The sequence below is a fragment of the Novosphingopyxis sp. YJ-S2-01 genome (assembly GCF_016093175.1).
Taxonomy (GTDB): Bacteria; Pseudomonadota; Alphaproteobacteria; order Sphingomonadales; family Sphingomonadaceae; genus Novosphingopyxis; species Novosphingopyxis iocasae.
Window position 1 is genome coordinate 377,674 of record NZ_JAEDAI010000001.1, and the last position, 26,673, is coordinate 404,346.

The 26,673-nt window shown below is 64.4% G+C and carries 30 protein-coding genes; 14 read left to right on the top strand and 16 right to left on the bottom strand.

The annotated features are described in order from the left end of the window. The first annotated feature begins 37 nt into the window (after nt 1-37). Complete coding sequence (queG, locus tag I6A82_RS01755; RefSeq protein WP_198093476.1) at nt 38-1,216, top strand: tRNA epoxyqueuosine(34) reductase QueG; 1,179 nt, start codon at nt 38-40, stop codon at nt 1,214-1,216. A gap of 104 nt (nt 1,217-1,320) precedes the next feature. Here queG and I6A82_RS01760 read toward each other — a convergent pair whose 3' ends face one another. Both I6A82_RS01760 and I6A82_RS01765 read right to left on the bottom strand, forming a co-directional pair. Continuing rightward, nucleotides 1,321-1,689: a hypothetical protein gene (locus tag I6A82_RS01760; RefSeq protein WP_232343211.1), complete on the bottom strand. Its 369-nt coding sequence runs from the start codon at nt 1,687-1,689 to the stop codon at nt 1,321-1,323. After that, nucleotides 1,686-2,381, bottom strand: coding sequence for an EI24 domain-containing protein (locus tag I6A82_RS01765; RefSeq protein ID WP_198093477.1), 696 nt, complete (start codon nt 2,379-2,381; stop codon nt 1,686-1,688). Before I6A82_RS01765 ends, I6A82_RS01760 begins: the two co-directional genes overlap by 4 nt. A 119-nt stretch (nt 2,382-2,500) precedes the next feature. On the opposite strand from I6A82_RS01765, the gene I6A82_RS01770 reads away from it, so the two are divergent. Further along, on the top strand, nt 2,501-3,490 hold the full coding sequence (locus I6A82_RS01770) for an adenosine kinase (protein WP_198093478.1): 990 nt from the start codon (nt 2,501-2,503) through the stop codon (nt 3,488-3,490). 59 nt (nt 3,491-3,549) lie between these two features. Here the strand turns inward: I6A82_RS01770 and I6A82_RS01775 are convergent, their stop codons facing one another. The 3 genes from I6A82_RS01775 to tsaD are packed head-to-tail and all read right to left on the bottom strand — an operon-like array spanning nt 3,550 to nt 7,185. Continuing rightward, nucleotides 3,550-5,079: an oligosaccharide flippase family protein gene (locus I6A82_RS01775; RefSeq protein ID WP_198093479.1), complete on the bottom strand. Its 1,530-nt coding sequence runs from the start codon at nt 5,077-5,079 to the stop codon at nt 3,550-3,552. 46 nt (nt 5,080-5,125) lie between these two features. Then, entirely contained in the window at nt 5,126-6,154 is a 1,029-nt protein-coding gene (locus tag I6A82_RS01780; RefSeq protein WP_198093480.1) for an NAD(P)H-dependent glycerol-3-phosphate dehydrogenase, read from the bottom strand. After that, complete coding sequence (gene tsaD / locus I6A82_RS01785; RefSeq protein WP_198093481.1) at nt 6,151-7,185, bottom strand: tRNA (adenosine(37)-N6)-threonylcarbamoyltransferase complex transferase subunit TsaD; 1,035 nt, start codon at nt 7,183-7,185, stop codon at nt 6,151-6,153. Before tsaD ends, I6A82_RS01780 begins: the two co-directional genes overlap by 4 nt. Before the next feature lie 44 nt (nt 7,186-7,229). On the opposite strand from tsaD, the gene hemC reads away from it, so the two are divergent. The 6 genes from hemC to I6A82_RS01815 are packed head-to-tail and all read left to right on the top strand — an operon-like array spanning nt 7,230 to nt 12,601. Beyond that, nucleotides 7,230-8,186, top strand: coding sequence for a hydroxymethylbilane synthase (gene hemC, locus I6A82_RS01790; protein ID WP_232343212.1), 957 nt, complete (start codon nt 7,230-7,232; stop codon nt 8,184-8,186). Further along, nucleotides 8,183-8,869 (top strand): uroporphyrinogen-III synthase, encoded by a 687-nt coding sequence (locus tag I6A82_RS01795; RefSeq protein ID WP_198093482.1) that lies wholly within the window; start codon nt 8,183-8,185, stop codon nt 8,867-8,869. The genes hemC and I6A82_RS01795 overlap by 4 nt, the downstream gene beginning before the upstream one ends. A 49-nt stretch (nt 8,870-8,918) precedes the next feature. Next, nucleotides 8,919-9,908 carry a hypothetical protein gene (locus I6A82_RS01800; RefSeq protein ID WP_198093483.1) on the top strand — a complete coding sequence of 330 codons (990 nt, stop codon included), beginning with the start codon at nt 8,919-8,921 and terminating at the stop codon, nt 9,906-9,908. 48 nt (nt 9,909-9,956) lie between these two features. Next, on the top strand, nt 9,957-10,919 hold the full coding sequence (trhO, locus tag I6A82_RS01805) for an oxygen-dependent tRNA uridine(34) hydroxylase TrhO (protein ID WP_198093484.1): 963 nt from the start codon (nt 9,957-9,959) through the stop codon (nt 10,917-10,919). Beyond that, nucleotides 10,912-11,517: a glutathione S-transferase gene (locus I6A82_RS01810; protein ID WP_332310922.1), complete on the top strand. Its 606-nt coding sequence runs from the start codon at nt 10,912-10,914 to the stop codon at nt 11,515-11,517. Before trhO ends, I6A82_RS01810 begins: the two co-directional genes overlap by 8 nt. Next, nucleotides 11,510-12,601: a threonine aldolase family protein gene (locus I6A82_RS01815; protein WP_198093486.1), complete on the top strand. Its 1,092-nt coding sequence runs from the start codon at nt 11,510-11,512 to the stop codon at nt 12,599-12,601. Before I6A82_RS01810 ends, I6A82_RS01815 begins: the two co-directional genes overlap by 8 nt. On the opposite strand, the gene I6A82_RS01820 is transcribed toward I6A82_RS01815, so the two are convergent. Genes I6A82_RS01820 through I6A82_RS01835 form a run of 4 tightly spaced genes read right to left on the bottom strand, consistent with a single transcriptional unit; the run spans nt 12,594 to nt 17,530 of the window. Continuing rightward, entirely contained in the window at nt 12,594-14,120 is a 1,527-nt protein-coding gene (locus I6A82_RS01820; protein WP_232343213.1) for an efflux transporter outer membrane subunit, read from the bottom strand. The genes I6A82_RS01815 and I6A82_RS01820 overlap by 8 nt on opposite strands. Next, nucleotides 14,117-15,712: a DHA2 family efflux MFS transporter permease subunit gene (locus I6A82_RS01825; protein ID WP_198093487.1), complete on the bottom strand. Its 1,596-nt coding sequence runs from the start codon at nt 15,710-15,712 to the stop codon at nt 14,117-14,119. Before I6A82_RS01825 ends, I6A82_RS01820 begins: the two co-directional genes overlap by 4 nt. A 4-nt stretch (nt 15,713-15,716) precedes the next feature. Further along, a complete protein-coding gene (locus tag I6A82_RS01830) occupies nt 15,717-16,886 on the bottom strand; it encodes an HlyD family secretion protein (protein WP_198093488.1) in 1,170 nt (389 codons plus the stop codon). Then, on the bottom strand, nt 16,883-17,530 hold the full coding sequence (locus tag I6A82_RS01835) for a CerR family C-terminal domain-containing protein (RefSeq protein ID WP_198093489.1): 648 nt from the start codon (nt 17,528-17,530) through the stop codon (nt 16,883-16,885). Before I6A82_RS01835 ends, I6A82_RS01830 begins: the two co-directional genes overlap by 4 nt. A gap of 197 nt (nt 17,531-17,727) precedes the next feature. On the opposite strand from I6A82_RS01835, the gene I6A82_RS01840 reads away from it, so the two are divergent. Next, nucleotides 17,728-19,398, top strand: a complete 1,671-nt coding sequence (locus I6A82_RS01840) for a dipeptidyl-peptidase 3 family protein (protein ID WP_198093490.1) — start codon at nt 17,728-17,730, stop codon at nt 19,396-19,398. Between the two features lie 50 nt (nt 19,399-19,448). On the opposite strand, the gene I6A82_RS01845 is transcribed toward I6A82_RS01840, so the two are convergent. The 3 genes from I6A82_RS01845 to I6A82_RS01855 form a co-directional block, all read right to left on the bottom strand. Next, nucleotides 19,449-19,832, bottom strand: coding sequence for a tetratricopeptide repeat protein (locus tag I6A82_RS01845; protein ID WP_198093491.1), 384 nt, complete (start codon nt 19,830-19,832; stop codon nt 19,449-19,451). A 159-nt stretch (nt 19,833-19,991) separates the two neighbouring features. Then, nucleotides 19,992-20,198, bottom strand: coding sequence for a hypothetical protein (locus I6A82_RS01850; protein ID WP_187334769.1), 207 nt, complete (start codon nt 20,196-20,198; stop codon nt 19,992-19,994). Between the two features lie 52 nt (nt 20,199-20,250). Continuing rightward, on the bottom strand, nt 20,251-20,457 hold the full coding sequence (locus I6A82_RS01855) for a cold-shock protein (RefSeq protein ID WP_187334770.1): 207 nt from the start codon (nt 20,455-20,457) through the stop codon (nt 20,251-20,253). Between the two features lie 243 nt (nt 20,458-20,700). Between I6A82_RS01855 and I6A82_RS01860 the strand changes: the two genes are divergently transcribed. Then, on the top strand, nt 20,701-21,306 hold the full coding sequence (locus I6A82_RS01860; RefSeq protein WP_198093492.1) for a hypothetical protein: 606 nt from the start codon (nt 20,701-20,703) through the stop codon (nt 21,304-21,306). 14 nt (nt 21,307-21,320) lie between these two features. Here I6A82_RS01860 and I6A82_RS01865 read toward each other — a convergent pair whose 3' ends face one another. Continuing rightward, entirely contained in the window at nt 21,321-21,749 is a 429-nt protein-coding gene (locus tag I6A82_RS01865; RefSeq protein ID WP_198093493.1) for a GFA family protein, read from the bottom strand. Between the two features lie 41 nt (nt 21,750-21,790). Between I6A82_RS01865 and I6A82_RS01870 the strand changes: the two genes are divergently transcribed. Continuing rightward, the gene (locus I6A82_RS01870; protein ID WP_198093494.1) at nt 21,791-22,225 is read left to right on the top strand and encodes a DUF1810 domain-containing protein; all 435 of its coding nucleotides are present in this window, start codon (nt 21,791-21,793) and stop codon (nt 22,223-22,225) included. A 36-nt stretch (nt 22,226-22,261) separates the two neighbouring features. Here the strand turns inward: I6A82_RS01870 and I6A82_RS01875 are convergent, their stop codons facing one another. Then, nucleotides 22,262-22,525: an SWIB/MDM2 domain-containing protein gene (locus I6A82_RS01875; protein WP_187334774.1), complete on the bottom strand. Its 264-nt coding sequence runs from the start codon at nt 22,523-22,525 to the stop codon at nt 22,262-22,264. Nucleotides 22,526-22,662: 137 nt separating this feature from the next. Beyond that, a complete protein-coding gene (locus I6A82_RS01880) occupies nt 22,663-23,385 on the bottom strand; it encodes a phosphatase PAP2 family protein (protein WP_198093495.1) in 723 nt (240 codons plus the stop codon). 91 nt (nt 23,386-23,476) lie between these two features. Between I6A82_RS01880 and I6A82_RS01885 the strand changes: the two genes are divergently transcribed. From I6A82_RS01885 to I6A82_RS01895, 3 genes are all read left to right on the top strand, one after another. Then, entirely contained in the window at nt 23,477-23,917 is a 441-nt protein-coding gene (locus tag I6A82_RS01885; RefSeq protein ID WP_198093496.1) for a DoxX family protein, read from the top strand. Then, on the top strand, nt 23,914-24,369 hold the full coding sequence (locus I6A82_RS01890) for a YaiI/YqxD family protein (RefSeq protein ID WP_198093497.1): 456 nt from the start codon (nt 23,914-23,916) through the stop codon (nt 24,367-24,369). The genes I6A82_RS01885 and I6A82_RS01890 overlap by 4 nt, the downstream gene beginning before the upstream one ends. 76 nt (nt 24,370-24,445) lie before the next feature. Next, entirely contained in the window at nt 24,446-24,901 is a 456-nt protein-coding gene (locus I6A82_RS01895; protein ID WP_198093498.1) for a hemerythrin domain-containing protein, read from the top strand. A gap of 126 nt (nt 24,902-25,027) precedes the next feature. Here I6A82_RS01895 and I6A82_RS01900 read toward each other — a convergent pair whose 3' ends face one another. Further along, on the bottom strand, nt 25,028-25,879 hold the full coding sequence (locus tag I6A82_RS01900; protein ID WP_198093499.1) for a hypothetical protein: 852 nt from the start codon (nt 25,877-25,879) through the stop codon (nt 25,028-25,030). Nucleotides 25,880-26,673 lie beyond the last annotated feature (794 nt).

Sequence of the window (26,673 nt, forward strand, 5' to 3'; positions counted from 1 at the left end):
CCCTAGCCATTCCGCGCAATGCTGGTAGCTGGGTCCGATGAACGAGCGCAAGGCTTCGATGGAGGACAGGCTGAAAGCGCGGGCCGCGCAGGAAGGCTTTGCCGCCTGCGGCATCGCGCCCGCCCGGCTTGCCCCCGAAACCGGCGAGCGGCTGAAGGCCTGGCTCGCCGCGGGCGCGCATGGCGATATGATCTGGATGGAAGGCCGCGCGGATCAGCGCGCGCAGCCGCAGGCGCTTTGGCCCGAGGTGCGATCGGTGATTATGCTGGCGATGAGCTATGCGCCCGGCGACGATCTGACCACCTATGATCCCGCCGCCAATCGGCAAGCCGCTAGCCATGGCCGCATCTCGGTCTATGCGCGCGGGAAGGATTATCACGACATCGTCAAGAAGGCGCTGAAGCGCCTCGCACGCTGGTTTGTCGAGGAAACGGGCGAGCAGGTGAAGGTGTTCGTCGATACCGCGCCGGTGATGGAAAAGCCGCTGGCGGAGGCCGCAGGCATCGGCTGGCAGGGCAAGCACACAAATCTTCTCAGCCGCGATCTGGGCAACTGGTTCTTCCTCGGCGCGATCTATACCACCGCCGATCTGGCCGCCAACGAGGCGGGGCGCGAGCGCTGCGGCAGCTGCGATGCCTGCCAGCGCGCGTGCCCCACCGATGCCTTCCCCGCGCCCTTCCGCCTCGATGCGCGGCGCTGCATCTCCTTTCTCACCATCGAGAACAAGGGGCCGATCCCACGCGCGCTGCGCCCCGGCATCGGCAACCATATCTATGGCTGCGACGATTGCCTGGCCGCCTGCCCATGGAACAAATTCGCGAAGGCCGGGGCGGCCAACAAGGCCTTCCTGCCACGCGCCGAACTGGTCGCCCCGCCGCTCGCCGATCTGCTGGCGTTGGATGACGACGCGTTCCGCGCGGTGTTCTCCGGATCGCCGATCAAGCGCTCGGGCCGCGACCGGATGGTGCGCAACGCCGCGGTGGCGGCGGGCAATAGCGGCGATCCCGAGCTGTTGACGCCGCTGCTGCCGTTGCTGGACGACGAAGCGCCCACGGTGCGCGGGGCGGCGATCTGGGCGCTGGAACAGCTCGATCCGCAGCGATTCGCGGAGGAACGCGTTGCGCGGCTGCCCGGAGAGCGAGACGCAAGCGTCCGCTGCGAATGGAACGGGCGCTGTCCCATTGAGGCCGAGCCGTTGCGCGATCAGAAGATGTAATCTCTCAGGCCGTTCGGGCTGAGCTTATCGAAACCTCGTACTTTATCGCATTCCAGTGCGGCCCTTCGACAGGCTCAGGGTGAACGGAAGAGGTTACGGCCGCCTTATTTCGCCTGCAGCGCCGCCACGCAGGCCGCGCGGTCCACCGCGGCACCATCGCGCCGACGCGCATCGACATGGGTCACGACCTCCCGGCCCTGTCGGTCAGGATAAAGATAAGCATCCAGGATGCAGGGTGCGCCAATGAATTGCAGCTTGCGGCCGACCGGCTCCACTACATCCAGCCGCGGTTTGCCGAACAGCCGGATCAGTGTCGCCTCATTCGAACCCAGAACGCCCTCCAGCCCGCGCGTGTCCGTCATGTCACTGGCAGTGCCCGGCACGCCGACACCGGCAGAGGGCTGCCCGGAGGGCACGGCGGCACACCCCGCGCAAATCAGCGTAAGCGCCGTCAGAGCTGCGAAATTTCTCATGCCGTCACCGTCCTGCCCGAGCGCGGGCCATGGATCATGTGCGCCGCCATCGCCGCCGCAATAACCGGGACGACCAGATTGAGGAAGGGGATGCCGAGGCCGACGGCCGCGATCAATCCCAGAACGAAGCGCGGCACCGGTGCAATCCGCTCCGGCGTGCTGTCCGGGGAGGCGTCATGCCGCGCGATCACCATCTCCTGAAGATCCTTGCCGATCAGGAAGGCGTTCATGATTAGGAACACCATCGGCGCGCCAACCGCAGTGATCAGCAGCGCGAAATAAAGCGGCAGCGCGATGAGGTTCCAGAGGATCGCGCGAAGCGCCGACCGGAGGCCGATCTTGAGGCCGCGCCAGGCCGATGGCGGTACCGCACTCGCCGCACGCGCAGGGTAATATCGGCACTCGACCACCTCCACCACATCTTCGGCGAAGAAACCGATCACCGCGAGGGCGACCGCGCGGAACAGGACGAGCCCGCCGAACACGACCAGCAACAAGGCGCCGAAGGCGGCGACCAATCCGGTGGATGCCTCGTTCCATCCGATCCGCTCCAGCAATGCCGAAAACCCGAAATACACCGCCGTGCCCAGCGCGGCGAAGATCAGCAGCGTCAGCGCCACGCTTTTGACAAGCACCGCCAAGATGGCGCGGTCGCCAAGCTGGCGAATGGCGAGGGCAAGGGCGCGGAGCATCACACCGGTCCATGACGCAATGCCCTGCCCCCGGTCAATCGCATACGCCAATCGCCCTTGCAGGCCGCGCCTGTGCGCCTTACGCCGCCCGGCAACATTCCTTCTCCTCCGGAGCTTTCATGACCGACACCACTTACGACGTGCTCGCGATCGGCAATGCCATCGTTGATGTACTCGCCCAGACTGACGACCAGCTCATCGCCGATGAGGGCCTTACTAAAGGCGGCATGTCCCTGATCGACGCGGACCGCGCCGTCAGCCTCTACGAGAAAATGGGGCAGGGACAGGAAATCAGCGGCGGAGCGGCAGCGAACACGTTGGCGGGTCTGGCCATGCTGGGCGCAAAGTGCCGGTTCATCGGCCAGGTCGCCAAGGATCAGCTGGGCGAGGTTTATGCGCATGATCTGGGCGCAGTGGGCGTCGATTTCACCCATCCGCCGCGCGATGGCGACGTGCCCACCGGACGCTGCCTGATTCTGGTTTCGCCCGACGGCGAGCGCACGATGAACACCTTCCTCGGCGCCTCCCACTATCTGCCGGGCAGCGCGATCGACGAGAAAGCGATCGCCGGCGCGAAGATCGTGTTTCTGGAAGGCTATATGTGGGATCCGCCGGAGCCGCGCGCCGCGATGCGCCGGGCGTTGGAGATCGCGCGCGAATCGGACACGCAGATCGCCTTCAGCACCTGCGCCGATTTCTGCGTCCACACGCACCGCAAGGATTTCCGCAAACTGATCGATGACGGGCTGATCGACATCCTGTTCGCCAATGAAGAGGAAGCCGGCATCCTGGAGGACAGCGATCCCGAGGCAGCGATCGAAAGCCTGGGCAAGGACGTACCGCTGCTCGTGGTGACGCGCGGACCGAACGGCGCGATCGCGGTGAAGGACGGCGAACGGTTCGAAACCAAGGCGCTGCCGACCACCGTGGTCGACACCACCGGCGCGGGCGATCTGTTTGCCGCCGGCTTTCTGTCCGGGCACCTGAAGGGCGAAAGCGTGACCCGCTGCCTGGAGATGGGCGCGGTCGCGGCGGCCGAAGTGGTTTCGCATTTCGGCGCGCGTCCGGAGCAGGACCTTACCAAGCTGATGGCTGAAAAACTGGGCTGAACTGCCCGCCGCGCCGATGAAGAAACGTCGCTCCGGCGGAAGCTGGAGCGACGAAGCGCTTAATTCTGGCTCTTGCGGAGCGCCTTTTCCTCTTCGCTCTCACGCGCATCCCGCCCGCCCGCCTTGCGGAACAGCGCGCGGTCGTCATCGCCGAAGCCGAGCTTCCAGATGATTACGCCATAAACCGCCATGGTAGCTGGAATGCCCAGCACCAGCTCTGTCCATTCGGGCAATAGCGAAAAGACATAGAAGGTCGGCACGGTGGCCGCCGCCGCCCATACCAGCGCCCAGCGCCACACGCCAATCGGCGCGGCCAGCAGACGTGCAAGCAAGCGCGACTTCAGCGCCGACATCAGGCCGAGCGATATCATCAGCGCAAGAGCCGGCATCGCGCCGACATAGAGCGGCGGAAATTCCAGATGCCGTGCAAGCAGCAAAAGCCCCACACTGAGTGCCGCCTGAAACGCCAGGACGCTCAAGGAAATCACAAGATTGCGGTGGCGCGCGATGTAGACGAGCGTCGCCTCGCTCACCACGGCGGGCGCGGCGGCAACCTCTGCCATCAGAAGAAACGCAAGCGCGCCCGTGCCGCCTACGAATTCCGGGCCGATCACCCCCATCACCGCTTCGCCCGGAAGCCCCAGCGCCAGGCTGACAGCCATCTGCGCGGCGATGATCCAGAACCCCACCTGGCTTACCTGCGCGGCGATCGCCCCCTTGCGATCGTCCTTCAGATTGCGCGTGATGACGGGCCCCAGGATCGGGTCGAAACTGGTCTTCAGCTTCTGCGGCAGGCTGGCGACCTGCTGCGCCACGTAATAGATGCCGACCACGGCAGGCGACGCAAACAGGCCGAGGATTGCCAGATCGAGCCGCCGGCTTCCCCATTCCACCCCGTCCGCCGCGGCCAGCGGGAAGTTGCGGCGGCTCATCTCCAGAAGACCGGCAAATCGCGGCGTCCAGTTCTTCGGCACGCCGTAGCTGCGAAAGAATGGGATCAGCGCGGTGATCAGCGCCGCGACCATCGAGATGACGTAGGAAATGACAAGCCCGTCACGCGGGAAGATGTAGTAAAGTGGGAAAGCCGCGATCGAGACCGTCCACGGCTCCACGATCGCGCGCGCCCGGACGGTCGCCTTGATATCATAGCGATAAGCGAGCGCCGCCAGCGTGATCTCCGTCACCGCAATCGCCGGGATGACGAGCGGCAGCATCCGGTCCAGCCCGCGAATCTCGCTATTGGGATACATGATCTGCGGCACGGCGATGAGGGCCGCGCCGGCCACCAGCGACACGAGCACCGCAAGCAGAATACCGTCATAGACTAGCGCACTGTGCCCATCCTCGATTTCCGACAATTGTTCGGCCAGCCCGCGCCGCAGCCCCATGGTGGCGAGCTGCGCGGCAAATTCGACGATCAGGATGGCATAGGCAAAACGCCCGAGCAGCTCCGGCCCGTACATGCGCCCGGCGATGAACAGGAATGGCAGACGCGCGGCAAGGCGCAGCACGAAACCCGTGATATTGGTCCGCCCGCCCTTGGCAAGCGCTGCGATGTCACGCTCGTCGCGCGCGCTATGGCCGTCCACCGATGCCCTCCTGACCTGCCCGTCTAGCCGTCCACAGGGGGACGCGCTAGCTTTGCCTTTCAGATGGGCTGGCCGGCGCCTCCTGCGGACGCTCCGCACGAAGGGGGCGGGCCAGAAGACCGGCGATCACTTCGTCCACCCCGAAACTGCCGTCGAGAAGATGCCCCACCGCCTCGACGATCGGCATGTCGATGCCATGCTTGGCAGCCTCCCGCGCAAGCACCGGCGCGGTCGCAGCCCCCTCGGCCACCGTGCGCCGGTTGGACAGCAACTCGCTGGCCGGAATGCCTTCGCCGAGACCCTTGCCGAGCGAGAAGTTGCGCGAATTTTCGGAACTGCAGGTCAGCACCAGATCGCCAAGGCCCGAAAGACCCGAGAGCGTATCGGCACGTGCACCGCGGGCAAGGCCGAAGCGCGTCATCTCCGCAAAACCGCGCCCGATCAGCGCGGCGCGCGCATTGAGGCCGAGCCCGGCTCCCGCCACGACACCGCAGCCGATGGCGAGCACATTCTTCACCGCGCCGCCGATCTCCGCCCCTACCAGATCGTCCGAATAATAAGGCCGGAAGGCCGGCCGCGCGATGCGCGGAGCCAGATCGTCCCACAGAGCCTCGCTCTCGCAGGCGAGCGTCACCGCTGCAGGTAGCCCGCGGGCGACTTCATGCGCAAAGGTGGGGCCGGAAAGGATCGCGATGGCACGGCCGGGGGCTGCTTCACGCGCAACCTCGCACATCAGCTGGCCCGTTTCCGCCTCGATCCCCTTCGCGCACAGAACGAGCGGCGCGTTTCCGTCCGGCAGCGCACCGAGCACGCCGCGCAGGTGCTGCGCGGGCGCAACCACCAGAAGCGCGGGGCAATCGGCCAGATCGGCAAGATCGTTCGTCGGCAACAGGGTATCGGCGAGCGGAATGTCCGGAAGGAAAGCCGTATTGACGCGGGTGTCGCGGATCGATCGGACCACCTCTTCCTCGCGCGCCCACAGGCGGACGGGCGCATGGTTGCTCGCCAGCACCTGCGCCAGCGCAGTGCCCCAAGCGCCTGCGCCAATCACACCGGCGATGGGCCGGGCGCTCATGCCTTTACCCCAGCGCCGCGTGCGGGTGCGGCGGTCTCATCCAGCGGCCAGCGCGGGCGGGCGGCGATATCGAGCGGGTCGGTCATGCCGAGCGCGAACCGCTCCGCCCCGGCCCAGCCGATCATCGCGGCATTGTCCGTGCACAGCCAGAGCGGCGGCGCGACGAAGCGCATTTCGCGCGCTGCCGCCACCTGCTCCAGCATCGCGCGGACCGCGCCATTGGCGGCCACTCCACCCGCGACGACCAAGGCAGGCAGCCGCTCGGTGTTTTTCAAAGCAAACTCGAGCCGATCGCGCAGGCAGTCGACCACCGCCTGCTGGAAGGAGGCAGCGATATCCTGCGCGCTAAAATTCCCCCCGTCCGAGGCGCGCAGCACCGCGCTCTTGAGGCCTGCGAAGCTGAAATGCGGCTCCTTCGATCCTGCCAGTGGCCGGGGCAGCGGAACGGCCGCCGGATCGCCTTCGCGAGCCGCCTTCTCGACCGCCGGGCCGCCGGGAAAGCCGAGACCAAGCAGTTTCGCCGTCTTGTCGAACGCTTCGCCCGCTGCATCGTCGATCGTGGTCGCCAGCCGTTCATAGCGGCCCACGCCGTTGACGCGCAGAATCTGGCAATGCCCGCCGGAAACGAGCAGCAGCAGATAGGGAAAGTCGAGATTTTCATCGACCAGCCGCGGGGAAAGCGCGTGCCCTTCCAGATGGTTGACCGCGATCAGCGGCTTGCCGCTGGCAAGGGATAGCGCCTTCCCCGTCACCAGCCCGACCATCACGCCGCCGATCAAGCCCGGCCCCGCGGTTGCCGCGATGGCATCGACATCGCTCAGCGAGCAGCCCGCTTCCGCAAAAACGGCTTCCACCAGCGGCGTCATCTTCTCCGCATGGGCGCGCGCGGCGATTTCCGGCACAACCCCGCCATAGGGCCGGTGCCGCTCCTCCTGCCCAGCCAATTTGTGCGCCAGAATGCGGCGGTCGCCCGTCACCAGCGCCGCGGCGGTCTCGTCGCAGCTCGACTCCAGGCCCAAAATCACTGCCATCGCCCTTTTCCTTAACCGGAGAGGAGGCTAGCACAAGCCGCAACATGGCACAGACATTTTCCCCCGATCGACCGATGCGGCTCGGCACACGACGTTCGCCGCTGGCGCTGGCCCAGGCAGAAATGGTGAAGGCAGCGCTTATCGCCGCGCATGGTTGGCAGGCCGACGCGGTCGAGCTCGTCAAATTGCAGGCGAGCGGCGACAAGGTGCAGGATCGCGCGCTCGCCGAAATCGGCGGCAAGGCGCTATGGACCAAGGAGCTCGACAGCTGCCTCAAAGACGGCAAGATCGACGCCGCGGTCCATTCCATGAAGGATGTGGAGACGATCCGCCCGGCAAACCTGGTGATCGCGGCCATTCTGCCGCGCGCCGACGCGCGAGACCGCCTGATCGGCGCGCCCTCGATCGAGGCCCTGCCCGGTCAGGCGCGAGTGGGCACGGCAAGTCCGCGCCGTGCAGCGCAGCTCCTCAGCCTCAGGCCGGATCTCAACATACAGCTCATTCGCGGCAATGTCGGCACGCGGCTCGCCAAGATCGAGGCGGGCGATGCGGACGCCACCATGCTCGCCGCCGCCGGGCTGGACAGGTTGGGCATGGCCAACATCGGTACGCCGATACCGGAAAGCGTGATGCTGCCCGCCCCCGCACAGGGCGCCATCGGCGTGGAGACGCTTGCCGAAAACGAGGCGGTGCGCGCGGCGCTGTCCGCCATCGACGACCAGTCCTGCCACGCCTGTGTCCGCGCCGAACGCGCATTTCTTTATGCACTGGGTGCTGACTGCCATTCGCCCGTCGCGGCGCATGCGGTGATGAAGGACGAGCGGATCCACATGCGTGCGCAAATCCTCACCACCGACGGCAGCGAGCAGGCCCATGCCGACGCGCTGTTCGCCGATGCCGACGGCCCGGCACCCGCCAGCCTAGCGCGCGATCTGCTGGGCGAAGCGAGCGAGAAGCTGGCCGCATTGTTCAGCGGCCCCGATGCTAGCGCCGCGTCATGAGCACCGATCTCGTCATCATCCGCCCCGCACCCGGCGCCGGAAAGTCCGCGCGCGCTGCGAAGCGTGAGGGCTTCACGCCCATCGTCCATTCCATGTTCGAGGCCAAACCGCTGCGCTGGGAGCCGCCCGCTCCATCGCTTTATGATGCCATCATCGCATCTAGCGCCAATGCGCTGCGCCTTGGCGGGCCGGCGCTCGCGGCGCTGCAGGACCTGCCCGTCCATGCCGTGGGCGAAGCAACCGCGTCCGCCGCCCGCGCGCTGGGTTTCACCGTGGGCGTGGTCGGCGAGAACGGCATAGAGGCACTGGCCCGCGCTATCTCCACCGATTATCCGCAGCGCTTCCTGCGCCTGGCGGGCCGCAATCATATCGAGCTTGTCGAGCCGGGCATGCTGATCGATACCATGCTGGTCTATGCCGTGGACCCCGTTCCGATGCCCGCGCCGTTGAAACAGCGACTGGCCAAGGGCGACGTCACCGTCGCTCTACATTCGCCCCGGGCGGCACGCCACTTCGCCAATGAATGCGAGCGGCTGGAACTCGATCGTGGCGCCATCGCGCTCGCGGCGCTATCTGGCAATGTCGCAGAGGCGGCGGGCCAGGGGTGGCAAGCGGTGCATATTGCCGAAGCGCCGGACGATGCGCATTTGTTGTCGGCAGCGGCAGCCTTGGCTAAACCATGAGGCGAACCGTTTCTTTTTATCGGCAGATGGCCGTTTTTCGGGAATTACCATGAGCGATTACGAGCCGATCAAGCCAAATTCCAATGGCAATTCGGGCCTTCGGAACGTGCTGATTGCGGTACTGATCGCCTTTGTGGGCGGCGCCATTGCGGCCGGCTGGCTGCTTACGCGGTCGGGGTTCGATTTTACGGGTGAAGAGCCCAAGCAAGCTGAAGCAGCGCCCGCTGTCAGCACCGGAGCAGACCGGCTGGCGCAGCGTATCGATGCCCAAGGCAGGGTTGCCGCGCCGAGCGAGGCGATCGCGAGCGGTGAAATGGCGGTGCCCGCCGGCGGCACCAGTCTGGACGCCGCGCTGTCCCGCCGCGTCGGCGATCTTGAGGACCGGCTTTCGCGCATCAATGTGCAGGCGCAGGCCGCATCCGGCAATGCCACCCGCGCGGAGGGGCTGCTGATTGCCTTTGCAGCGCGGCGCGCGCTCGATACCGGATCGCCGCTCGGTTACATCCGTGACCAGTTGCGCATGCGTTTCGGCGATTCGCTGCCCAATGCCGTCAAGACCGTGATCGCTGCCGGGGAAGACCCCGTCACCCTTGAACAGTTGCAGAGCGAACTGGATGATATCGGCGAACGCTTGACCGTGGGCGGCAGGGATCAGGCGTTCTGGCCATCGCTGAAGCGGGAAATCAGCGAATTGTTCGTGCTGCGCCGGGAAGGCACGCCCTCGCCCGCCCCATCGCAAAGGCTGCGGCGTGCGCGGCGCTTCACCGAAGCGGGCAACATCGCGGCAGCCATTGCCGAGGTGGAAAAGCTTCCCAATCAGGAAGAGGCCGCAAACTGGCTTGACCAGGCCCGCCGCTATGCGCGGGCACGCGATGCTCTGGACCGGATCGAGAACGCAGCCATCCTGCAGCCGCGCGCGAACATCGTGATGGGCACCAGCGGTCCGGCGGGCGATATGCAGGCCATGCCCCAGCCTGGCGCGGAGCCGCAGACCGATCCGGCTCCCGCCCCCGCTCCTGTGGGCGAACCGCAATATTGAACCTGTGCGCCAGCCGATCTTTCGCCGGCGCAATGCTATCCGAGATTCATGCCTGATTCCTCCCCACCGCAACCGCCGATCCTGATCGCCGCGCTTTACCGCTTCGCAGCGATCGACCCGCGAAAGGCACGCGACCCGCTTCACGCGCTGTGCGAACGGGAGGGCGTGAAGGGCACGCTTCTTCTCGCGAACGAGGGCATCAACGGCACCATCGCCGGAAGCGACACCGGCATTGCTGCGGTGCTGAAGGCGATCCGCGCGCTGCCCGACTGCGAAACGCTTTCGGTGAAGTTCTCACGCGCCGAAGAAATGCCCTTCCACCGCCTGAAGGTGAGGATAAAGCGCGAAATCGTGACCATGGGTCAGCCCGATATCGATCCCGCCCGGTCGGTCGGCACCTATGTGCCGCCACGCGAATGGAACGCGCTGGTGGACGATCCCGATACAATCCTGATCGACACCCGAAATGACTATGAAGTGGCGATCGGCAGCTTCCGCGGTGCCATCGATCCGCGCACGAAGAGCTTTCGCGAATTTCCCGATTGGTTCGAGGCGCATCGTGCGGAATGGGAAGCGGATGGCAGGCATCCGAAGATCGCGATGTTCTGCACCGGTGGCATCCGCTGCGAAAAGGCGACCGCTTTTGTGAAGCAGCAGGGACTGGAGGAAGTTTACCATCTGGAGGGCGGCATCCTCGCCTATCTTGAGCAGATGGAGGCCGCGCAGAGCCGTTGGGACGGCGAATGCTTCGTGTTCGATGAACGCGTCAGCGTCGGCCATGGGCTGGAAGTCGGCAGCCACACGCTCTGCCGCGCCTGCCGCATGCCACTTGGCGCTGAAGACAGGGCTTCGCCGCTGTTCGTGGAGGGTGTCGCCTGCCCCGCCTGCCATGACGCACGGACCGAGGAGCAACGGCGCAGCTATGCCGAGCGCCACCGACAGAGCGAACTGGCGAAGAAGCGCGGCTTAGCCCATGTCGGTGCAAAACAGCCCGGAAGCGGCCGTGGCTGACCCTATCCTCTACAGCTTCCGGCGATGCCCCTATGCCATGCGCGCGCGGATGGCGCTTCATGTGAGCGGGATGGCGGCCGAGCATCGCGAGGTGCGCCTGCGCGACAAGCCGGCGGAGCTGCTGGAAGCCTCACCGAAGGGCACCGTGCCGGTACTGGTGACCGGGGACGGCGAGGTGATCGACGAGAGCCTCGACATCATGCGATGGGCGCTGGGCCAGAACGATCCCGAAGGCTGGCTGAGCGGGGTCGATGACGATCTGATTGCGGCCAATGACGGGCCGTTCAAACATCATCTCGACCGCTACAAATATGACACGCGCTATGACAGCGATGGGGCGCACCACCGCAGCGAAGCAGTGGCAATCCTGACCGGCTTGGAGCGCCGTCTTGAAGATGGCGAATATCTATGCGGCAATCGCCGCACGCTGACGGATATCGCCATCTTTCCTTTCGTCCGGCAGTTTGCCGGGGCCGATCGCGACTGGTTCGATGCGCAGCCTTTGCCGCAGTTGCAGCTCTGGCTTGCCCGCCTGCTGGCTTCGGATCTGTTCGCGGCGATCATGGTGAAGCGCGCCCCCTGGATTTCGGATGCCTGAAAACCGGGACCAGGACAGGAGCGATAAGGCTCTGGTGAAGGCCGCCTGCACCCATTTCCTGTCGCAGCACCCATCCGTCCCGGTTTCGCAGAGGTTATGTCAGCTTGCCGCCTTGCCCTACGCCGCGGAACAGCCGGACCTATATGGCAAGGGCGGTGCGACGGCGCTGCTGGAACGGCGCGTGGCGGATATGCTGGGCAAGCCCGCCGCGCTGTTTTTCACCAAAGGCGTGACGGCGCAGCTTTGTAGCCTGCGCGTCCATATGGAGGCGGCCGGGATAAGCCGTGTGGCGCTGCACCCGCAAAGCCATCTCGATGTGGACGAGGCCGGTGCGATCCACCGTGTCGGCGGCGCCGAGGTGGTTCGGCTGGGCCGTTACCAGCCTTTTTCCCTGGCCGATCTTCAGGCTGTGAACGAGCGGCTGGCCGCAGTGGTAATCGAGCTTCCTCTGCGTCGGTCGGGCTACCTCCTGCCGAAGATGGAAGCATTGCAGGCGATTTCCGACTATTGCCGGGCGCGGCAGATCGCGCTGCATCTCGATGGTGCGCGTTTGTGGGAAGCCGCGGCAGCCTATGGCGTCTCGTTGGAAGACCTCGCCGCGCTGGCCGACAGCGTCTATGTTTCTTTCTACAAGGGATTGGGCGGCCTTGGCGGGGCTATGCTGCTGGGCGCGAATGACCATATCGCTGCGGCGCTGCCTTGGAAGACCCGCTATGGCGGCGACCACTTCACCAGCTACCCACAGGCAATTTCCGCGCTGGCCGGGCTCGACGATCATATCGGCCGGATGGGCCATTATACCGCGCGCGCGCGCAGCTTGGCCGCGGCTCTGGACGGGTCAATCGACGCGATCGTTCATCCGAAACCGCCGCACAGCAATGCTTTCCAGCTTTTGATCGAAGGCACCCCGGCCGAGCTTACCGAACGGAATCTGGCCTTTGCGCGCAACCATGGCGTGTGGCTGTTCAATGCCTTCACCGAAGCGCCGCTGGCTGGCCGCTCGGTCGGCGAGATCGTGATCGGCGCGGCGGCGGACAACTATACCGACGATGAGGCCGTTCGCTGGCTGTCGCGGTTCACTTAGCAGGATCGGTAAAGGCAGCCGCATCGAAGCCGGCCTGCCGTTCCGTCTCGACGCCTTCCCAGCCGCCGCCGAGCGCCTTGAACAAGGCGATGCTATATTGGCGAAGCTGCGCGTCGCTCTGTGCGAGCTGCTCACGCGCGGACAACCACTGGGCGCGGGCCTTCAGCGCCGCGTCTTCCGAAACAAAGCCTGCGGCGTACCGCGCTTCGACCGCCTTGGCATTGGCCTGCGCATCCGCCACGCCCTGTGCCAGCACACCATTGCGGCGGCGCTCGGTATCGATCTGCGCGAGCGGATCCTCCACATCGCGCAGCGCGTTCAGCACGGTCTTGCGATATTGCAGATAGGCCTCGTCACGCGCCGCCTCCCGCCCTGCGACCGCAGCCTTTCGCTGGCCAAAATCGAAGATCGGAAACTGGCCGAGCGCGCTGCCCGTCAGCTGCAGGCTGTCCGTGCTGATCAGCGATGACAGCGCCGTGGAGATCAGCTGCACCATGCCGGTGAGGCTGAATTTGGGATAGAGGTCTGCCACCGCAACGCCGATATCCGCAGTGCTTGCCGCCAGATTGCGCTCGGCAGCGCGGATGTCCGGGCGGCGGCGGAGCAGATCGGACGGTAGGCCCGGCGGCACGATCGGCGCGGTCACCAAAGGCGCATCGAAATGCGCCAGTTCGCCGTCGAGCGCGCCGGGTTGATCGCCCAGTAACAGGGCTATCGCGTGGCGGCGCACCGCCATGTCCGCCCGGATCGGCTCGATTCGCGCCTGATCCGCCGTCAATTGCTGGCGCGCGTTGATGGCCTCGATCGCCGGGATCAGGCCGACCTCTGCGCTGTGCGCGGCAATATCGACGACGCGCTGCTGCGCCGCGATTTCGGTCTGGATGACGTCCATCTGCTGCTGATCGAACCGCAAGGCGAAATAGGCCTGCGCTATCTCGCCGGCCAGCATGACTTCGGCATCGCGCGCATTCCAGATCGCCGCTTCGGTGCGCGCGATGGCCGCTTCGGTACCGCGCTTGGCGCCGCCGAAAAGATCAAGCTCCCAATTGGCATCGAAGCCAGCCGCATAGGTGGTGATGCCGCCGCCCGGCAGGGCCACACCATTGGTCGCACCGCCGCCGGGTCCGCCCGAACCGGCCGACCCGCCGCCACCGAAGGCCCGCGCCAGATTGGCGAAGCCTGCGTTCTTGCTGAGCTCCAGCTGGCTCACGCTGGCCTGCGCATCGAGCGAGGGCAGGCCCTTGGCCCGCGCCGCAATCTCCTGCAACCGCGCCTGACGCACCCGCGCAGCGGCGATGGCGATGTCCGGATTGCCCTCAACCGCCCGGGCGATCAGCGACGTCAGTTCCGGATCCTTGTAATAGGTCCACCAGCGCGCCGGATCGATCGCATCGTCGATCGGCGCGGGGCCGGTGAAAGCGGGCGGCAGCTGCGTCTCCGGCGCGGTGTAATTCGGCCCGACGGTGCAGGCCGACAGCATCACACTGGCAAGGAGAAGTGATTTACCGAAATATTTCAATGTCCTGCTCCTGCCGGTGCGGATGCGCCATCAGACTTGCGCATGAGGAAGACGAGCGGAGAAACCACGAAGACGATCACCATCAGGAAGTGGAAGACGTCGATGAAGCCCAGCATTGCCGCCTGACGCTGCACCTGCTGATAGAGGATGGCGAGCGCCGCCAGATCCTGCCCTCCCGTCAAGCCTTGAGCCTGCGCCATCCACTGGTTGTAGTTGGGATCGAGCGGGTTGAGGTGCTGCACCATCTCCGCCTGGTGAACCTGCATCGAGTTGGCGAGCTTGGTCTGGGCGAGCGAAATGCCGATCGAACCGCCGAGATTCCGGCAGACGTTGAGCAGGCTGGATGCCTGCGCGGTCTGGGTCTGTTTCAGCCCGACATAGGCGACCGCGTTGATCGGAACGAACAGGAAGGGCAGCGCGATCGACTGATAGAGGCGCGCGATGGCCGCATCGGCGAAGCTCATGTCCGTGTTCAGCTGCCCCATATTCCACAGCGCGGCCCCCTGGACCAACAGCGCGGGAAACAGGAGCCAGCGGACGTCCACCTTGTCGCTCAACTTTCCGGCAAAGGGCACCGCGATCAGGGTTGCGAAGCCACCGAAGGTGAGCGCCAAGCCCGCATCGAGCGAACTGTAACCCATCACCTGCTGCAACATCTGCGGGATCAGCTGGGTGGTGCCGAACAGGATTACGCCCGTCACCGTCATGATCAGCAGCGTCATCGAGAAGTTCCGGTTCTTCATGAGCCGCAGGTTCACGACCGGATCGTCATGATTGAGCTCCCAGAGAACTAGTGCGATCAGCGAGACTGCCGCAATCGAGGCGGTGACGATGATGAGGTCGCTGGAAAACCAGTCCTCCCGCAGGCCGGAATCCAGCGTGTATTCCAGGAACCCCAGGCCAAGCACGACCAGCGCCACGCCGATATAATCGATGCGAAGGCCGTCCTTGAAGCGCGCCTTGCGATCTTTCTCCACCTGTTCAGGTTCGGCGACGAAGGCCTGTACCAGAAACACCGCCAGAATTCCGACCGGAACGTTGATCAGGAACACCCAGTGCCAGCTGGCATATTCAACGATGTAGCCGCCCAGTGTCGGCCCCAGCACCGGTCCGACCACGACCACGATGGCAAAGGCGGCAAAGGCCATGCCGCGCTTTTCGGGCGGAAACGTATCCGCAAGGATCGACTGTTCGACCGGCGCCAGCCCGCCGCCGCCTATCCCCTGCAGCACCCGCGCGATGATCAATGTCGTCAGGTTCGGCGCAAGCCCGCAAAGCAGGCTCGCCGCCGTGAACAGAATGATCGAGAGCGTGAAATAACGCTTTCGCCCGATCGCATCGCTCAGCCAGCCGGACAGAGGAATGATGATGGCGTTGGCGACCAGATAGCTTGTCAGAACCCAGGTCACCTGATCGGTGGTAACCGAAAGGCTCCCACCGATATGATCGAGCGCGACATTGGCGATGGCGGTGTCCAGCACTTCCATGAATGTCGGGATCGAGATGATCGCGACGATCAGCCAAGGACTGTACGGCCCCGCGGCCGAGCGCGACGGCGTCCATTGGTTGCCGGATGCAGCGGCACTTGCCACGGGTTCAGCGCACCTTGACGGTGGGGACGGCCGACATGCCGGGGCCGATCGGATATTTGCGTGGATCCGGGCCGTTCTTGACATCGAACACGATGCGCACGGGCACGCGCTGCACCACCTTCACGAAATTTCCCGTCGCGTTCTGCGGAGGCAGAATGGCAAAAGCCTGGCCCGCGCCCTGCTGGAAGCTGGCGACATAGCCTTTGAATTCGACATTCGGAAAGGCGTCGATCTTGATGCTGACCGGCTGGCCCACGCGCATGGTTTCCAGCTGAGTTTCCTTGAAATTGGCGGTGATCCACATGTCTTCGGGCACCAGCGCCATCAGCTGCGATCCGGGTGCGACATAGGAGCCGACATTCACCTGCCGGTTCACCACCTGCCCGGCAATAGGGGCCTTAATCTGCAGATTCGCGATATTCGTCTGGGAAGCCTTGGCCGATGCCTGCCGGGCGGCGATCGCGGCCTCGGCAACATCGGCTTGTTTGCGCGCTACGGTGACGGCGGCGTCCGCGCTTTCGATCTGGCTGCGCGCGGCAGCAGCCTGCGCCTGCGTGCTGCGCACTTCCTTGCGCGCCTCGTCCAGCTGCTGGCCCGAAACGGCATTGGGATCGAGCTTCGCGAGCGTCAGATAACGCTGTAGATCCTGCTTCGCCTTCAGCGCCGCGGCCAGCGGAACGCGCGCTTCGGAAGCCGCCTGTTGGCGCTGCGCCTGAGCGGAGGAAATCTGGGCAAGTTGTTGGCGATATTGCTCGCGCGCCTGCTGGATATTGGCCTCCGCCTCGTCCAGCTTGTCGACCTGTCCGGATGGCTCGATCACCGCCAGCAGCGTTCCCGCCTTCACATGCTGGTTATCGAGATTGGCCACCTTGGTAAGCGTGCCAGCTTCCTGAGCGGCCAATCGCACGATATGCGCATCGACGAAGGCATCATCGGTGGATTCATACTGGCGCGCATGAAGATAATAGAGCGTACCGCCGATCGCGATTGCGGCGACGACGATTACCAGAATGATCCAGAAAACTGGTTTTTTGAAAAGAGACTTTTTCTGCTTTCCGGTGGGTTCTTCGGTACCGGCACCTTCCGTCTTTGTGGTGCCATCCTGTTCGCCAGCTTCATGGGCCGGCTTCGCATCATCCGCGTCTTCCGAGCGCGGGTCTTCGCCGTCGTTCATTGCATTTCCTTCGGGAGAGGCCGAGCCTTGTTTGCAAGGTTGTTCAGCATGGCGTCCACTTGGTCGGCGAGAACATGCTGGATTTCCAGGCGTGTCGCTTCGTCATAACTTCCCAGGCCCAGCTTGCGCAGCAGCAGTGCGCGCGAAGATCGGGGGCTCATGGCCTGACCCGAAAGAGCGGAGACGACAATCGCCGCCACGCGCTCATCGACACCAGTGGCAATGCAGACAAGCCGCATCATGCAGGCGAACATGCCTTGCATGAAACCATCGTAGATATGATCGAAGGCTGCCGTGGGGTTCATCTGTTCGCGCAGGATGAACCGCGTATGGTCGGCCGTATCTTCGGCCGTCATCTTCTGGGAAAGCGAGCGGAATATATCCTGCAAGGCGTCTCGCGCACCGGCCCGATCGTCATCCTCGACCGCTGCGGCGGCACTGAGATGGCGCTCCATTCCCTCACGCAGTTGCTCGGCAATGCGATCCGCGGCAGCGAGATAAAGACCCTCCTTGCCGCCATAATGATAGGTGATAGCCGACATCGCGCTGTCCGCCTCACGGGCAATTTGCCGCGTACTTGCGCCTTGTAGACCATGGTGGCCGAAGACGTTTATGGCGACATCGAGCAGACGGTCAGTGATCATGCGCGCGAATTAGTTCGATCGATCGAATGGCGCAAGGGATCATTTTAATCGGGCGCGTTGTCGATCAAAATCATCGAGAAGGATCGTCGGGAGCCTGCGCAATATCAGCGCACCACCGCGGGGGTGGTGAAAGGTGACAGGGCAGGCCGCCGGCGTTACGTGACTGGAAGGTTTCCAATTTCCGGAGGATGTCCCCGATGCGCCTCGCCTTTCTTTCCCTGCTGTTTGCAACCACCGCCTGCGTGCAGATCACGCCGGCTCCAGAGTCTTTAGCGCAAGCCCCTGCCGGAAGTGATTACGATCTTGCCGGCCAATATGCCAAGCTCGCGCGGATCGACATGGCCCCGGACACGTCCTTCCTGAATCAGGAGCAGCGCGATGTCGTGAACCTGTTGATCCAGGCGTCGGATCTGATGAGCGAGATATACCTTCGCCAGCGCAGTCCGGCCAATCCGGACATCCGCGCCGCCATTGCCGCAAGCGACAGGCCGGATCGTGATCTGCTGCTGAAAATGTTCGACCGCAATTTCGGCCCCTGGAACTCGATCGAGGAATTGCATCCCTTCTTTGGTGCCGCGGGCATGCCGGAGGGCGCGGGCTTCTATCCCCCGGATATGACGCGCGCCGAGTTCGACGCCTATATCGCAGCGCATCCCGATCAGAAGGCTGCCCTCACCAGCCCCTATACGGTGGTGCGGCGTGATGGCGATGCGTTGAAGGCCGTCCCCTATTCGGTGGAATATGCGCAGTGGCTGCAACCGGCCGCGCGCCTGTTGGAGCAGGCAGCCGCGCGCACCAGCAATCCCAGCCTGAAGAAATTCCTGTCGCTGCGCGCCAAGGCCTTTCTCGACGACGACTATTATGAGAGCGAGCTGGCCTGGATGGACCTGACCGGCACGCCGATCGAGGTCGCGATTGGGCCGTATGAAGTCTACACCGATGGATTATACGGTACGAAGACAGCGTTTGAGAGCTTCGTTACGTTGAAAAACCCGGAAGAATCCGCCGCGCTGGATAAATACAAACATTATCTGCGCGACATGGAAGCCAATCTGCCGATCCCGGACAGCGACAAGAATTTCCAGCGTGGGTTTGAGAGTCCCATTGCGGTGGCCGAACAGGTGCATGGCGGCGGCGATAATGTTCCGGGCGTGCAGACCATCGCGTTCAACCTACCCAATGACGAGCGGGTTCGCGAGGCGAAGGGCGCCAAGAAGGTGATCCTGTCGAACGTCCTTGGCGCGAAATATGATCGCATCCTGAAGCCCATGGCACCTCTGGTGCTGGAGCCGGATCAGGCAGCGCTTGTCGCCAAGAAATATATGCAGCTGCACACGCTGTTTCACGAATTGTCGCACAGCCTGGGGCCGGGCACGATCACGCTGAACGGTCAGCAAACCACCGTCAGCGAACGGTTGCGCGATCAATATTCCGCACTGGAGGAATCCAAGGCCGATGTGATGGGAATCTGGAACATCCTGTTGATGATGCAAAAGGGTGAACTGCCGATCGCGGAGAAACCGCAGTTATTCGCCAGCTATCTCACCGGCATCTTCCGCTCGATGCGGTTCGGAACGCAGGAGGCGCACGGCAAGGGCGCCGCGCTGCAATATGGGTATCTTCTGAACAAAGGCGCGTTTCGCTGGGACGCTGCGGCCAACCGCTACGTCATCGACGATGCAAAGATGGAAAGCGGCCTGCGCGATCTTCTGCATGATGAGCTGATGTTGCAGGCGCGCGGCGATTATGACGGCACCAAGGCCTTCTTCGCCAAATGGGCAAAACTGGATGACCATGCCGAGCGGGTGATTGCCAGCATGCGCGACATTCCTGTCGATATCGAACCGGTCTATCCCGACCGGATTTGAAGTCCGATCAAAGCGGGGAGGCTGGCGTATCGGCCTCCCCATGACTTCCTTCAGTTCCCAGCGACCTGCATGGTCTGCCGACCGTTCAGGCGGTCCAACGCATAGATGGCCGCGCGGCGGCTATCGACGACACGTCCGTCCGCGAGCACCAGATCGAAATGCTCTTGCAACTCCACGGCGCGGCGCAATGTGGCGCGTGCCTCTTCCATCCGGCCCATTCGGGCATAAGCATTGCCCAGGTTGATGAGCCGCGCAGGATCATTCGGAAGCTCGGCCGAAGAGCTTTCCAGTTGCCGGATCGCTTCTTCGTTTCGGCCGGTTTGCATGGCTGCGAACCCCAGCTGCCCTTGATCATAATTGATTTCCTGCGGCGCCTCCACCGGCGCGGCGGCCTGCGGTGCGGTTGCAGCGGCAAGCAGAATGGAAAGCAGCATTGCGAGTCTCCCGAAACATTTATGACACTAAAGTGACATAAATGCGAGAAGGCTGCAACACTGTTGTAACATTCCTGTCATTTCATCGTAGCAAGCCAAGCCGTTGCGTCAGGCCTGCCGCAGTGAAACCGGTGCCACCAATAGGCGACGTGTCAGCATCTACGATGGTGCGATATTCCGCCGCTCTTCTGCTTCCGCCTCGCGCTGTTTACGCTCGGTAGCAGTGCGTTCAGCGCGCGCAGCCATCTGCCGCCAGGCCTTTTCGCTACGCAAGGCGCGCGAGCGGACATTGTCCAAGGCGGTCTGCGCGGCAATGGCCGCGTCAGCCTCGGCCCGTTCGAGGAAGAATTTCGCTTCTTTTTGCATAGTCTGCTTTCCGATCGGGCCGAGGTTCAAGATTTCAGGGTAGATCTTGCGATCAGGCCTCCTGAAGGTTCACGGCAGACTTCTTGCCATTGCGGCCCTGCTCGATTTCATAGCTGAGGCGCTGTTCCTTCTGCAGGGTGTGCATGCCGGCGGCCTGCACGGCGGTGATGTGGACGAAGCTGTCTTCGCCGCCATCTTCGGGGGCGATGAAGCCATAGCCCTTGTCTTCGTTGAAGAATTTTACGGTGCCGATAGGCATAAGCGTTTCCTTTCTCACAGAAACATAGTGTGACGCGCGCCGCGAACGCCGCGACGCGTGGTTCGCCGGAAGTCGATTCTGGAGGGAAAGCAGAGAAAGGCCGCCACCGCAGCGGCTGGCCAAGACACCAAGTTCCGTCGATAGGCGACGATAGCTGGGTGTAATGTAGCAACGAAAGCAGCGCTTGGGAAGCGGTGCGCGTTCTGCCATGCTCTTGCACCGAACAGGAGGGGAATAAAAAACATGCGCTATTCGATATTGATGATCGCAACTGCCGCTTTGTTGCCATTGGCAGCCTGCTCCGAAGGAAATCCTTCGGAAGAGACCGCTGCGGCGACGCCCGCGTCTGCCTTCATGGCGGGGCTGCGCGATAAATGCGGACGGGCTTTCCGGGGCACAGAAGCGGCCGGCGGCAACGAACAGATGCAGGGCAAGGAGCTTATCCTTGCCATCGCGCCCTGCGAACCGGGCGGGGAGGTCAAAATGGCCGTGCACGTCAATGTCGGCCCGCTCCAGGTGAGCCGTGATGAAGAAGTGTGGGACCGATCGCGCACGATTACCCTGTCCGATGGCGATTCCGGGCTGACTGCAGTATTGGGCCAGCGCAATGAGGACGGCAGCGCCGGGCCTATCGACGGCACGACCACCACCGCAGCCGCCGGTGGCAGCGACACCCGCCAGAATTTCAGCGTACCGGGTACCGAGCAACCGCTGGAGATCGAGCTGGGCACGGACGCGATCACGCTGAATGTTCCGGACATGGGCGAAACACAGGGCTACAGCGCGCAGTTCCAGACAAGCGACCGCGTCGCCATGCCGCCTGAAGCCTGGGGCGACGCAGTAGGCTAAGACAACCGGGGCGCTCAGGAGCGCCCCGGCTCCTCAGCAGCATTTTTGGGCAGATCGCCGAACCGGTCCATCCAGCTAAGCCGGTCCGCCCAATAGATATGATAGACATCGGATAGATCGCTGAGACCTTCGATCAGACCGATGCGCAGGCGCAGCTGCCCCGGCTTCGCGGCCCGGCGGCTGTAGACCGCCGCGCCGCAGCCACTGCAGAAAGCGCGCATCTTGCCGGGCGAGCTCTCGAATTCGCGCAAAGTCTCACGCGCGATCCAGCGCAGCTGTGCCTCCGCCACCGGAACGGCGACATTGAACGCGCTGCCGGTTGCGCGGCGGCACATCGAACAGTGGCACAGTGCAGCCTCATCGAGCGGGCCGGAGACGTCATAGCGCACGCCCCCGCACAGGCAGGAGGCTGGGTAGACGGTGCTGTCGGGATCGTTGCTCACAGCAGACCATTAGGCTGGCACGGGCACTGTAGGAAAGGCTTATGGACGATCGCTATCATCTCAGCCGTTTTGTTGCAGCGCAGCGCGGCATCTTCGAACGGGCGCTGGCCGAGCTTCAGGCCGGATCGAAACGGAGCCACTGGATGTGGTTCCTGTTCCCCCAGATCGCCGGTCTCGGCAGCAGCGAAACGGCAAAGACTTTCGCCCTGTCCGGCATCGCGGAAGCCGCGGCCTATCTGGACCACCCAGTGCTGGGTCCGCGGCTCGAAGCGGCGACCGATGCGATGCTGTCCCATGCCGGCAATCTCAGCGCCGAGGCGATCCTGGGCGGCATCGACGCGCTGAAATTCCGCAGCTCGATGACGCTGTTCGAACGTGCTGCCAAAGACGACGCCACCCGCCGCTTCGCTACGGCACTCGATGCGTTCTACGATGGCGAACGGGACGAGCGAACGCTCACCCTGCTCGGTCTTTGAAGACGGCAGGCATTGCAGCCCGCCGCCCGAAAGTTCTTACTTGATGTGCTTGGAGATGGCCGAGGTCATCTTGAACATCGAAATCCGCTCATTGCCGATCACCTTGCCGAGCATTGCATCAGGCTCGATCTGGCGCTTGTCGTCTTTTGCCTGCAGATCATGCTTTTTGATATATTCCCACACGCGGCTGGTGACCGAGGCGCGCGTCAGCGGGCCTGCTCCGGTGATAGCCGCAAGCTCGGGCGTTACCGTCACCTCGCGCTGGAGCGCATTGGATTTTCCGGGTTTACTGTCAGCCATGCTGCGCTTTCCTTCTTTCAACTGTTTGCGGGGCACCGCGCCGGATGGCGGGCTATCCCCCTCCGCCGGGCGGAGGTGAGGGGGAGCGTTGCCAGCTTTGGCCCGAAAATCAAGGGCGCTGGCGGTCTGCCGATCGTTCAGGCGGACCGATCGGGCGTTACCGCGATGGTGCGCGACGAAGCGAAACGATCGCGCAGCCAGTGGCCGATCGCCCACCAGCCCAGCGCCCAGAGTGCACCGAAGGTCCAACCTGCCAGCACGTCGCTGGGCCAGTGCACGCCCAGATAGATGCGGCTCGATCCGATGGCCAGCACCAGCAAAATGGCCGCGCCCAGGATGAACACCTGCTCGCGCCGCGCCCGCACGATCTGCACCAGCACGAGCGCCAAGGTGAGATAGACCGCGGCGCTGTTGGCAGAATGGCCGCTGGGAAAGCTGGCCGAGCCGATGTCGATCAGATGATCGATCACTTCCGGCCGCTGCCGCCCGAACACTGGCTTCAGGATGGCGACCGCCAGCGGCCCGCCTGCGCCGCCCGCCACCACCAGAAGCGCCGTCAGCACATGACGCTGAATCAACAGGAATCCAGCGCTGAGCACCACCACCAGTGTCAACACCGTGCCCCCGCCCAGCGCTGTAATGTCGAGCATTGCCTGCTTTAAAAACGCCGGCCCCTCCGGCACGCCCGGCATCCCCGGCTCGCGCATCATCAGCAGCACCGCCCGGTCGAACGCGAACTGCGCGCCGCCATCGATCCAGCTGCCGACCGCCGCAAGAATCGCGAAGCCCGCGAACAGCAGCGCGATGCCGATCAGGAGCCATCGGATCCGGCCCACCGGCTGAGGCGAGGATTGCGTCATCGCCGTTGCTTAAGATCGCATCTTCGCCCTTGTCGAGCGAAACCGACGGCCGCATGACACCGCCCATGACGATCATTATCTCCCTTCCCTTATGAACCGCACGCCTCCTGCACGGGCCGAAAGCCGCGCGCGCGCCGTCTGGCGCTGGCTGCTGGCGCTCGCCTATCTGGCGGCGGGCGTGCTGCATCTGGCCTCGCCCGCGCCGTTCGTTGGCATCACACCGGGCTGGGTGCCCGCACCGGAGCTGGTGATCGCGCTGACCGGCGTGGCCGAGCTTTTGGGCGCGGTGGGACTTCTGCAGCCCTTCTCCCGCCCGCTGCGCCGGGCCGCGGGCATTGGGCTGGCGCTCTATGCGGTCTGCGTGTTTCCGGCCAATATCAACCATATGATCCTCGACATGTCCTCGCCCGATCCCAAACTCGGCTGGGCCTATCATGGGCCGCGCATGCTGCTGCAGCCGGTGCTGGTCTGGCTCGCCCTCTGGGTGAGCGGCGTGATCGACTGGCCTTTCCGCAAGGGCCCGGCGGCATGAGCGTCACCATCCTGGTCGACGCCGATGCCTGCCCGGTGAAGGACGAGATCTACCGCGTCGCCTGGCGCCATGAAGTCCCCGTCAAAATCGTCTCCAACAGCTTCCTGCGCGTTCCCGACCACCCGCTGATCGAGCGCGTCACGGTGTCCGACGCCTTCGATGCCGCGGACGATTGGATCGCCGAGGCGGCCGGCCCGCACAGCATTGTCGTCACCTCCGACATTCTGCTGGCAGACCGGGCGCTGAAGGCGGGCGCCGCCGTGCTTGCCCCCACCGGAAAGCCCTTCACCGCCGCGTCGATCGGCCCGGCGATCGCGACGCGGGCGATCATGGCGGATCTGCGCGCCGGGGCGGATGGTATCGGCGGCGGCCCGCCACCCTTCACCAAGGCGGACCGATCGAACTTCCTCCAGGCGCTGGACCGGGAGCTAGTGCGCCTCGCCCGGCGCTGACTGCGTATTTTCCCGTACAAACAATCGGTTAATTTCTCTGCGCTATCTCCGATGATCTATCGTCAGGAGTGCAGCTATGCCGCTTACCCACAGGTTCCGCCGCCAACATGACGAAGCGGTCGCGTTGGCCACGAAGATCATGAGCGCCACCCAGCTTCTGCTGGAGACCGAAGATGCCGCCGCCGCGCAGGCCATCGAGGCCGATTTCGCGCAGCTCGATGCCGTCTTGCGCCAGCATTTCGCGCAGGAAGATCGGCTGCTCTACCCCCACCTCATGGCCTCGCCGGACCCTACGACGGCGGGCACCGCCAAGGCGTTCTTCGACGAAATGGGCGGCCTTGCCCCCACTTTCCACGCCTTCTCCGCGCGCTGGATCGTTCTAGGTGCCATTGCCGCGCAGCCGCACGCCTTTGCAGAAGAGAGCGCCGCGATCTTCGCCACCCTGGCCGCGCGGATCGCGCATGAGAATGAGGAGCTGTACCCCCTTGCCGACTGGTCCAGCGCGGACGAACCGGAATCCGACGCCGCCTGACCGCGCGCGGCCTCTACGATAACCACCGCACGCAGCTCCCCCGCCGGCCCCGGAAATCGGGTCCGCCGATCGATTCGATCCTGCCGGAGGAGCTTCGCGGCGGGCCTTTCGCCGCCGCGCGCGCGTTTATTCGGGCGGATCGTCCGCGAAATCGTCCTCCTCCTCCCAATCCTCGTCGTCCGGAAAGTCGCAAGGGTCCGCATACGGGTCCCCCCATTCCGGGTCGGTGCGCCCCTCCGCGATCCGCGCCGCCGCCAGTGTCTGGCCCCGCTTCAACGCATCCAGCTTTTCCATGATCAGCGCGTCGGTCTCTTCCGCCGTCGGAATATGCTCGCGCTCCTCAGCGCGGGCATCGGCCTGCCGCTCGGTATAATAAGCCGGGCCGGGCAGCGGATCGCGCGGCTCCATCGGCACGGGCACCGCGTCCGCCGCGCGCGCATCCGCCGCCGCGATGGCCTGCGCATCCTCGCTGACCCGCGCCAGCGCCTCGGCCAGCGCCGCGCCGGTATCGCCGCGCTCGCGCCGCACCTCCCGCCGGTCGATCCAGCAGCCGAAGCGTTCGGGCGCGCGCCGCGCCAGGATGAACATCGCCAGCCGCTCGTCATATTGGCGCCAGCTGCCCACCTGCTGCCCCTGAAAGAAGATCGGCCGCTCCACGCCGTTCATCGCGCGGCCGAAGGCGGCATCGGCAATGCGCTCCACCGCATGATCGAGCGCCGCATCCCAGGCCGCGCGAAAGCTTGCCGCCTCGGGCCGGGCGCGCAGGCGATAGGCCGATCGCGCGCTGATCCCCACACGCCCCGCCGCCTCCGCCACGCAGCCGCAGGCGGCCAGCGCATCGATGAACCCCATCTGCCGCGCCCGCGTCCACCCGTCATGGCGCGGGCGAACCGGCACGGGATCGAGCCCGTCGGTGAGCGAATGGGTTTCCGCGCGATCACGCGGCGGAAAGGCGGAGCTGTTGGATTGGTGCGTCATGACCAGTCATAACTGATTTGGACGCCTGTAGGACAGGGTTAAGTGGTTGGCGTTGTTGGACTTTGCCTACATGGGTTTGGGGTTTTGGGAGGGGTGGGTTTTGGAAGGACTCACGCAAAGACGCGAAGGCGCGAAGGCGCGAAGAGGCTGGGTTTCGGGGCGGCCTTGCGCGTCGATCGGGCTTTTCGATGTTGCTGCCCCGGCTTTGCCGGGGCCGTCCTTCACTTCCGTCGCCCCGGCCCCCGAGCCGGGGCCCAGCTACCCTGGGCTGGCGTAATTAGCTGGACCCCGGATCAAGTCCGGGGTGACGAAGAAGGTTCAGATTCTTTGCGTCTTCGCGTCTTTGCGTGAGACAAAAAAGCGCCACGCCCGCCCCAACGCATCACCCCGCCAGGAGCCGACAAAACCGCTTTCCTACATGTTCCCGCTTCGTTCATGGCGAGCCTTATGGGTGGCAAGCGCATCAGAACCATGTCCGATTTCGTCCGGCACCGCTTCGATATCGAGCTGACCTGCGCCTGCGGCCACCGCAACGTCCTCAGCAGCCGAGCCGTCTGGCAGATCTTCCGCAAAAAAGGCTGGTCCCCTACCCTGGAACGTGCCCCGGACCGCTTCCGGTGTACGCGTTGCGGGGGACGGCCTGTGCGGATGGGGCCGTGGGAGGGCGTCACATAGTTTTTCGCACGAAAGACAGCCAAAATCGCTCCACTCCAGCAACCATCAGTTGCACACCCGCGTCGACAACGTGCATGCCTCGAAAACCGCGGCTTTACTAAATACACTTGACGGTCGGT

Excerpts from the sequence above, each read along its gene's own strand:
- queG (WP_198093476.1), top strand. The coding sequence starts at position 38 with ATGAACGAGCGCAAGGCTTCGATGGAGGACAGGCTGAAAGCGCGGGCC.
- I6A82_RS01760 (WP_232343211.1), bottom strand. The coding sequence starts at position 1,689 with ATGAGAAATTTCGCAGCTCTGACGGCGCTTACGCTGATTTGCGCGGGG.
- I6A82_RS01765 (WP_198093477.1), bottom strand. The coding sequence starts at position 2,381 with ATGCTCCGCGCCCTTGCCCTCGCCATTCGCCAGCTTGGCGACCGCGCC.
- I6A82_RS01770 (WP_198093478.1), top strand. The coding sequence starts at position 2,501 with ATGACCGACACCACTTACGACGTGCTCGCGATCGGCAATGCCATCGTT.
- I6A82_RS01780 (WP_198093480.1), bottom strand. The coding sequence starts at position 6,154 with ATGAGCGCCCGGCCCATCGCCGGTGTGATTGGCGCAGGCGCTTGGGGC.
- tsaD (WP_198093481.1), bottom strand. The coding sequence starts at position 7,185 with ATGGCAGTGATTTTGGGCCTGGAGTCGAGCTGCGACGAGACCGCCGCG.
- hemC (WP_232343212.1), top strand. The coding sequence starts at position 7,230 with ATGGCACAGACATTTTCCCCCGATCGACCGATGCGGCTCGGCACACGA.
- I6A82_RS01795 (WP_198093482.1), top strand. The coding sequence starts at position 8,183 with ATGAGCACCGATCTCGTCATCATCCGCCCCGCACCCGGCGCCGGAAAG.
- I6A82_RS01800 (WP_198093483.1), top strand. The coding sequence starts at position 8,919 with ATGAGCGATTACGAGCCGATCAAGCCAAATTCCAATGGCAATTCGGGC.
- trhO (WP_198093484.1), top strand. The coding sequence starts at position 9,957 with ATGCCTGATTCCTCCCCACCGCAACCGCCGATCCTGATCGCCGCGCTT.
- I6A82_RS01815 (WP_198093486.1), top strand. The coding sequence starts at position 11,510 with ATGCCTGAAAACCGGGACCAGGACAGGAGCGATAAGGCTCTGGTGAAG.
- I6A82_RS01830 (WP_198093488.1), bottom strand. The coding sequence starts at position 16,886 with ATGAACGACGGCGAAGACCCGCGCTCGGAAGACGCGGATGATGCGAAG.
- I6A82_RS01835 (WP_198093489.1), bottom strand. The coding sequence starts at position 17,530 with ATGATCACTGACCGTCTGCTCGATGTCGCCATAAACGTCTTCGGCCAC.
- I6A82_RS01840 (WP_198093490.1), top strand. The coding sequence starts at position 17,728 with ATGCGCCTCGCCTTTCTTTCCCTGCTGTTTGCAACCACCGCCTGCGTG.
- I6A82_RS01845 (WP_198093491.1), bottom strand. The coding sequence starts at position 19,832 with ATGCTGCTTTCCATTCTGCTTGCCGCTGCAACCGCACCGCAGGCCGCC.
- I6A82_RS01850 (WP_187334769.1), bottom strand. The coding sequence starts at position 20,198 with ATGCAAAAAGAAGCGAAATTCTTCCTCGAACGGGCCGAGGCTGACGCG.
- I6A82_RS01855 (WP_187334770.1), bottom strand. The coding sequence starts at position 20,457 with ATGCCTATCGGCACCGTAAAATTCTTCAACGAAGACAAGGGCTATGGC.
- I6A82_RS01860 (WP_198093492.1), top strand. The coding sequence starts at position 20,701 with ATGCGCTATTCGATATTGATGATCGCAACTGCCGCTTTGTTGCCATTG.
- I6A82_RS01870 (WP_198093494.1), top strand. The coding sequence starts at position 21,791 with ATGGACGATCGCTATCATCTCAGCCGTTTTGTTGCAGCGCAGCGCGGC.
- I6A82_RS01875 (WP_187334774.1), bottom strand. The coding sequence starts at position 22,525 with ATGGCTGACAGTAAACCCGGAAAATCCAATGCGCTCCAGCGCGAGGTG.
- I6A82_RS01880 (WP_198093495.1), bottom strand. The coding sequence starts at position 23,385 with ATGACGCAATCCTCGCCTCAGCCGGTGGGCCGGATCCGATGGCTCCTG.
- I6A82_RS01885 (WP_198093496.1), top strand. The coding sequence starts at position 23,477 with ATGAACCGCACGCCTCCTGCACGGGCCGAAAGCCGCGCGCGCGCCGTC.
- I6A82_RS01890 (WP_198093497.1), top strand. The coding sequence starts at position 23,914 with ATGAGCGTCACCATCCTGGTCGACGCCGATGCCTGCCCGGTGAAGGAC.
- I6A82_RS01895 (WP_198093498.1), top strand. The coding sequence starts at position 24,446 with ATGCCGCTTACCCACAGGTTCCGCCGCCAACATGACGAAGCGGTCGCG.
- I6A82_RS01900 (WP_198093499.1), bottom strand. The coding sequence starts at position 25,879 with ATGACGCACCAATCCAACAGCTCCGCCTTTCCGCCGCGTGATCGCGCG.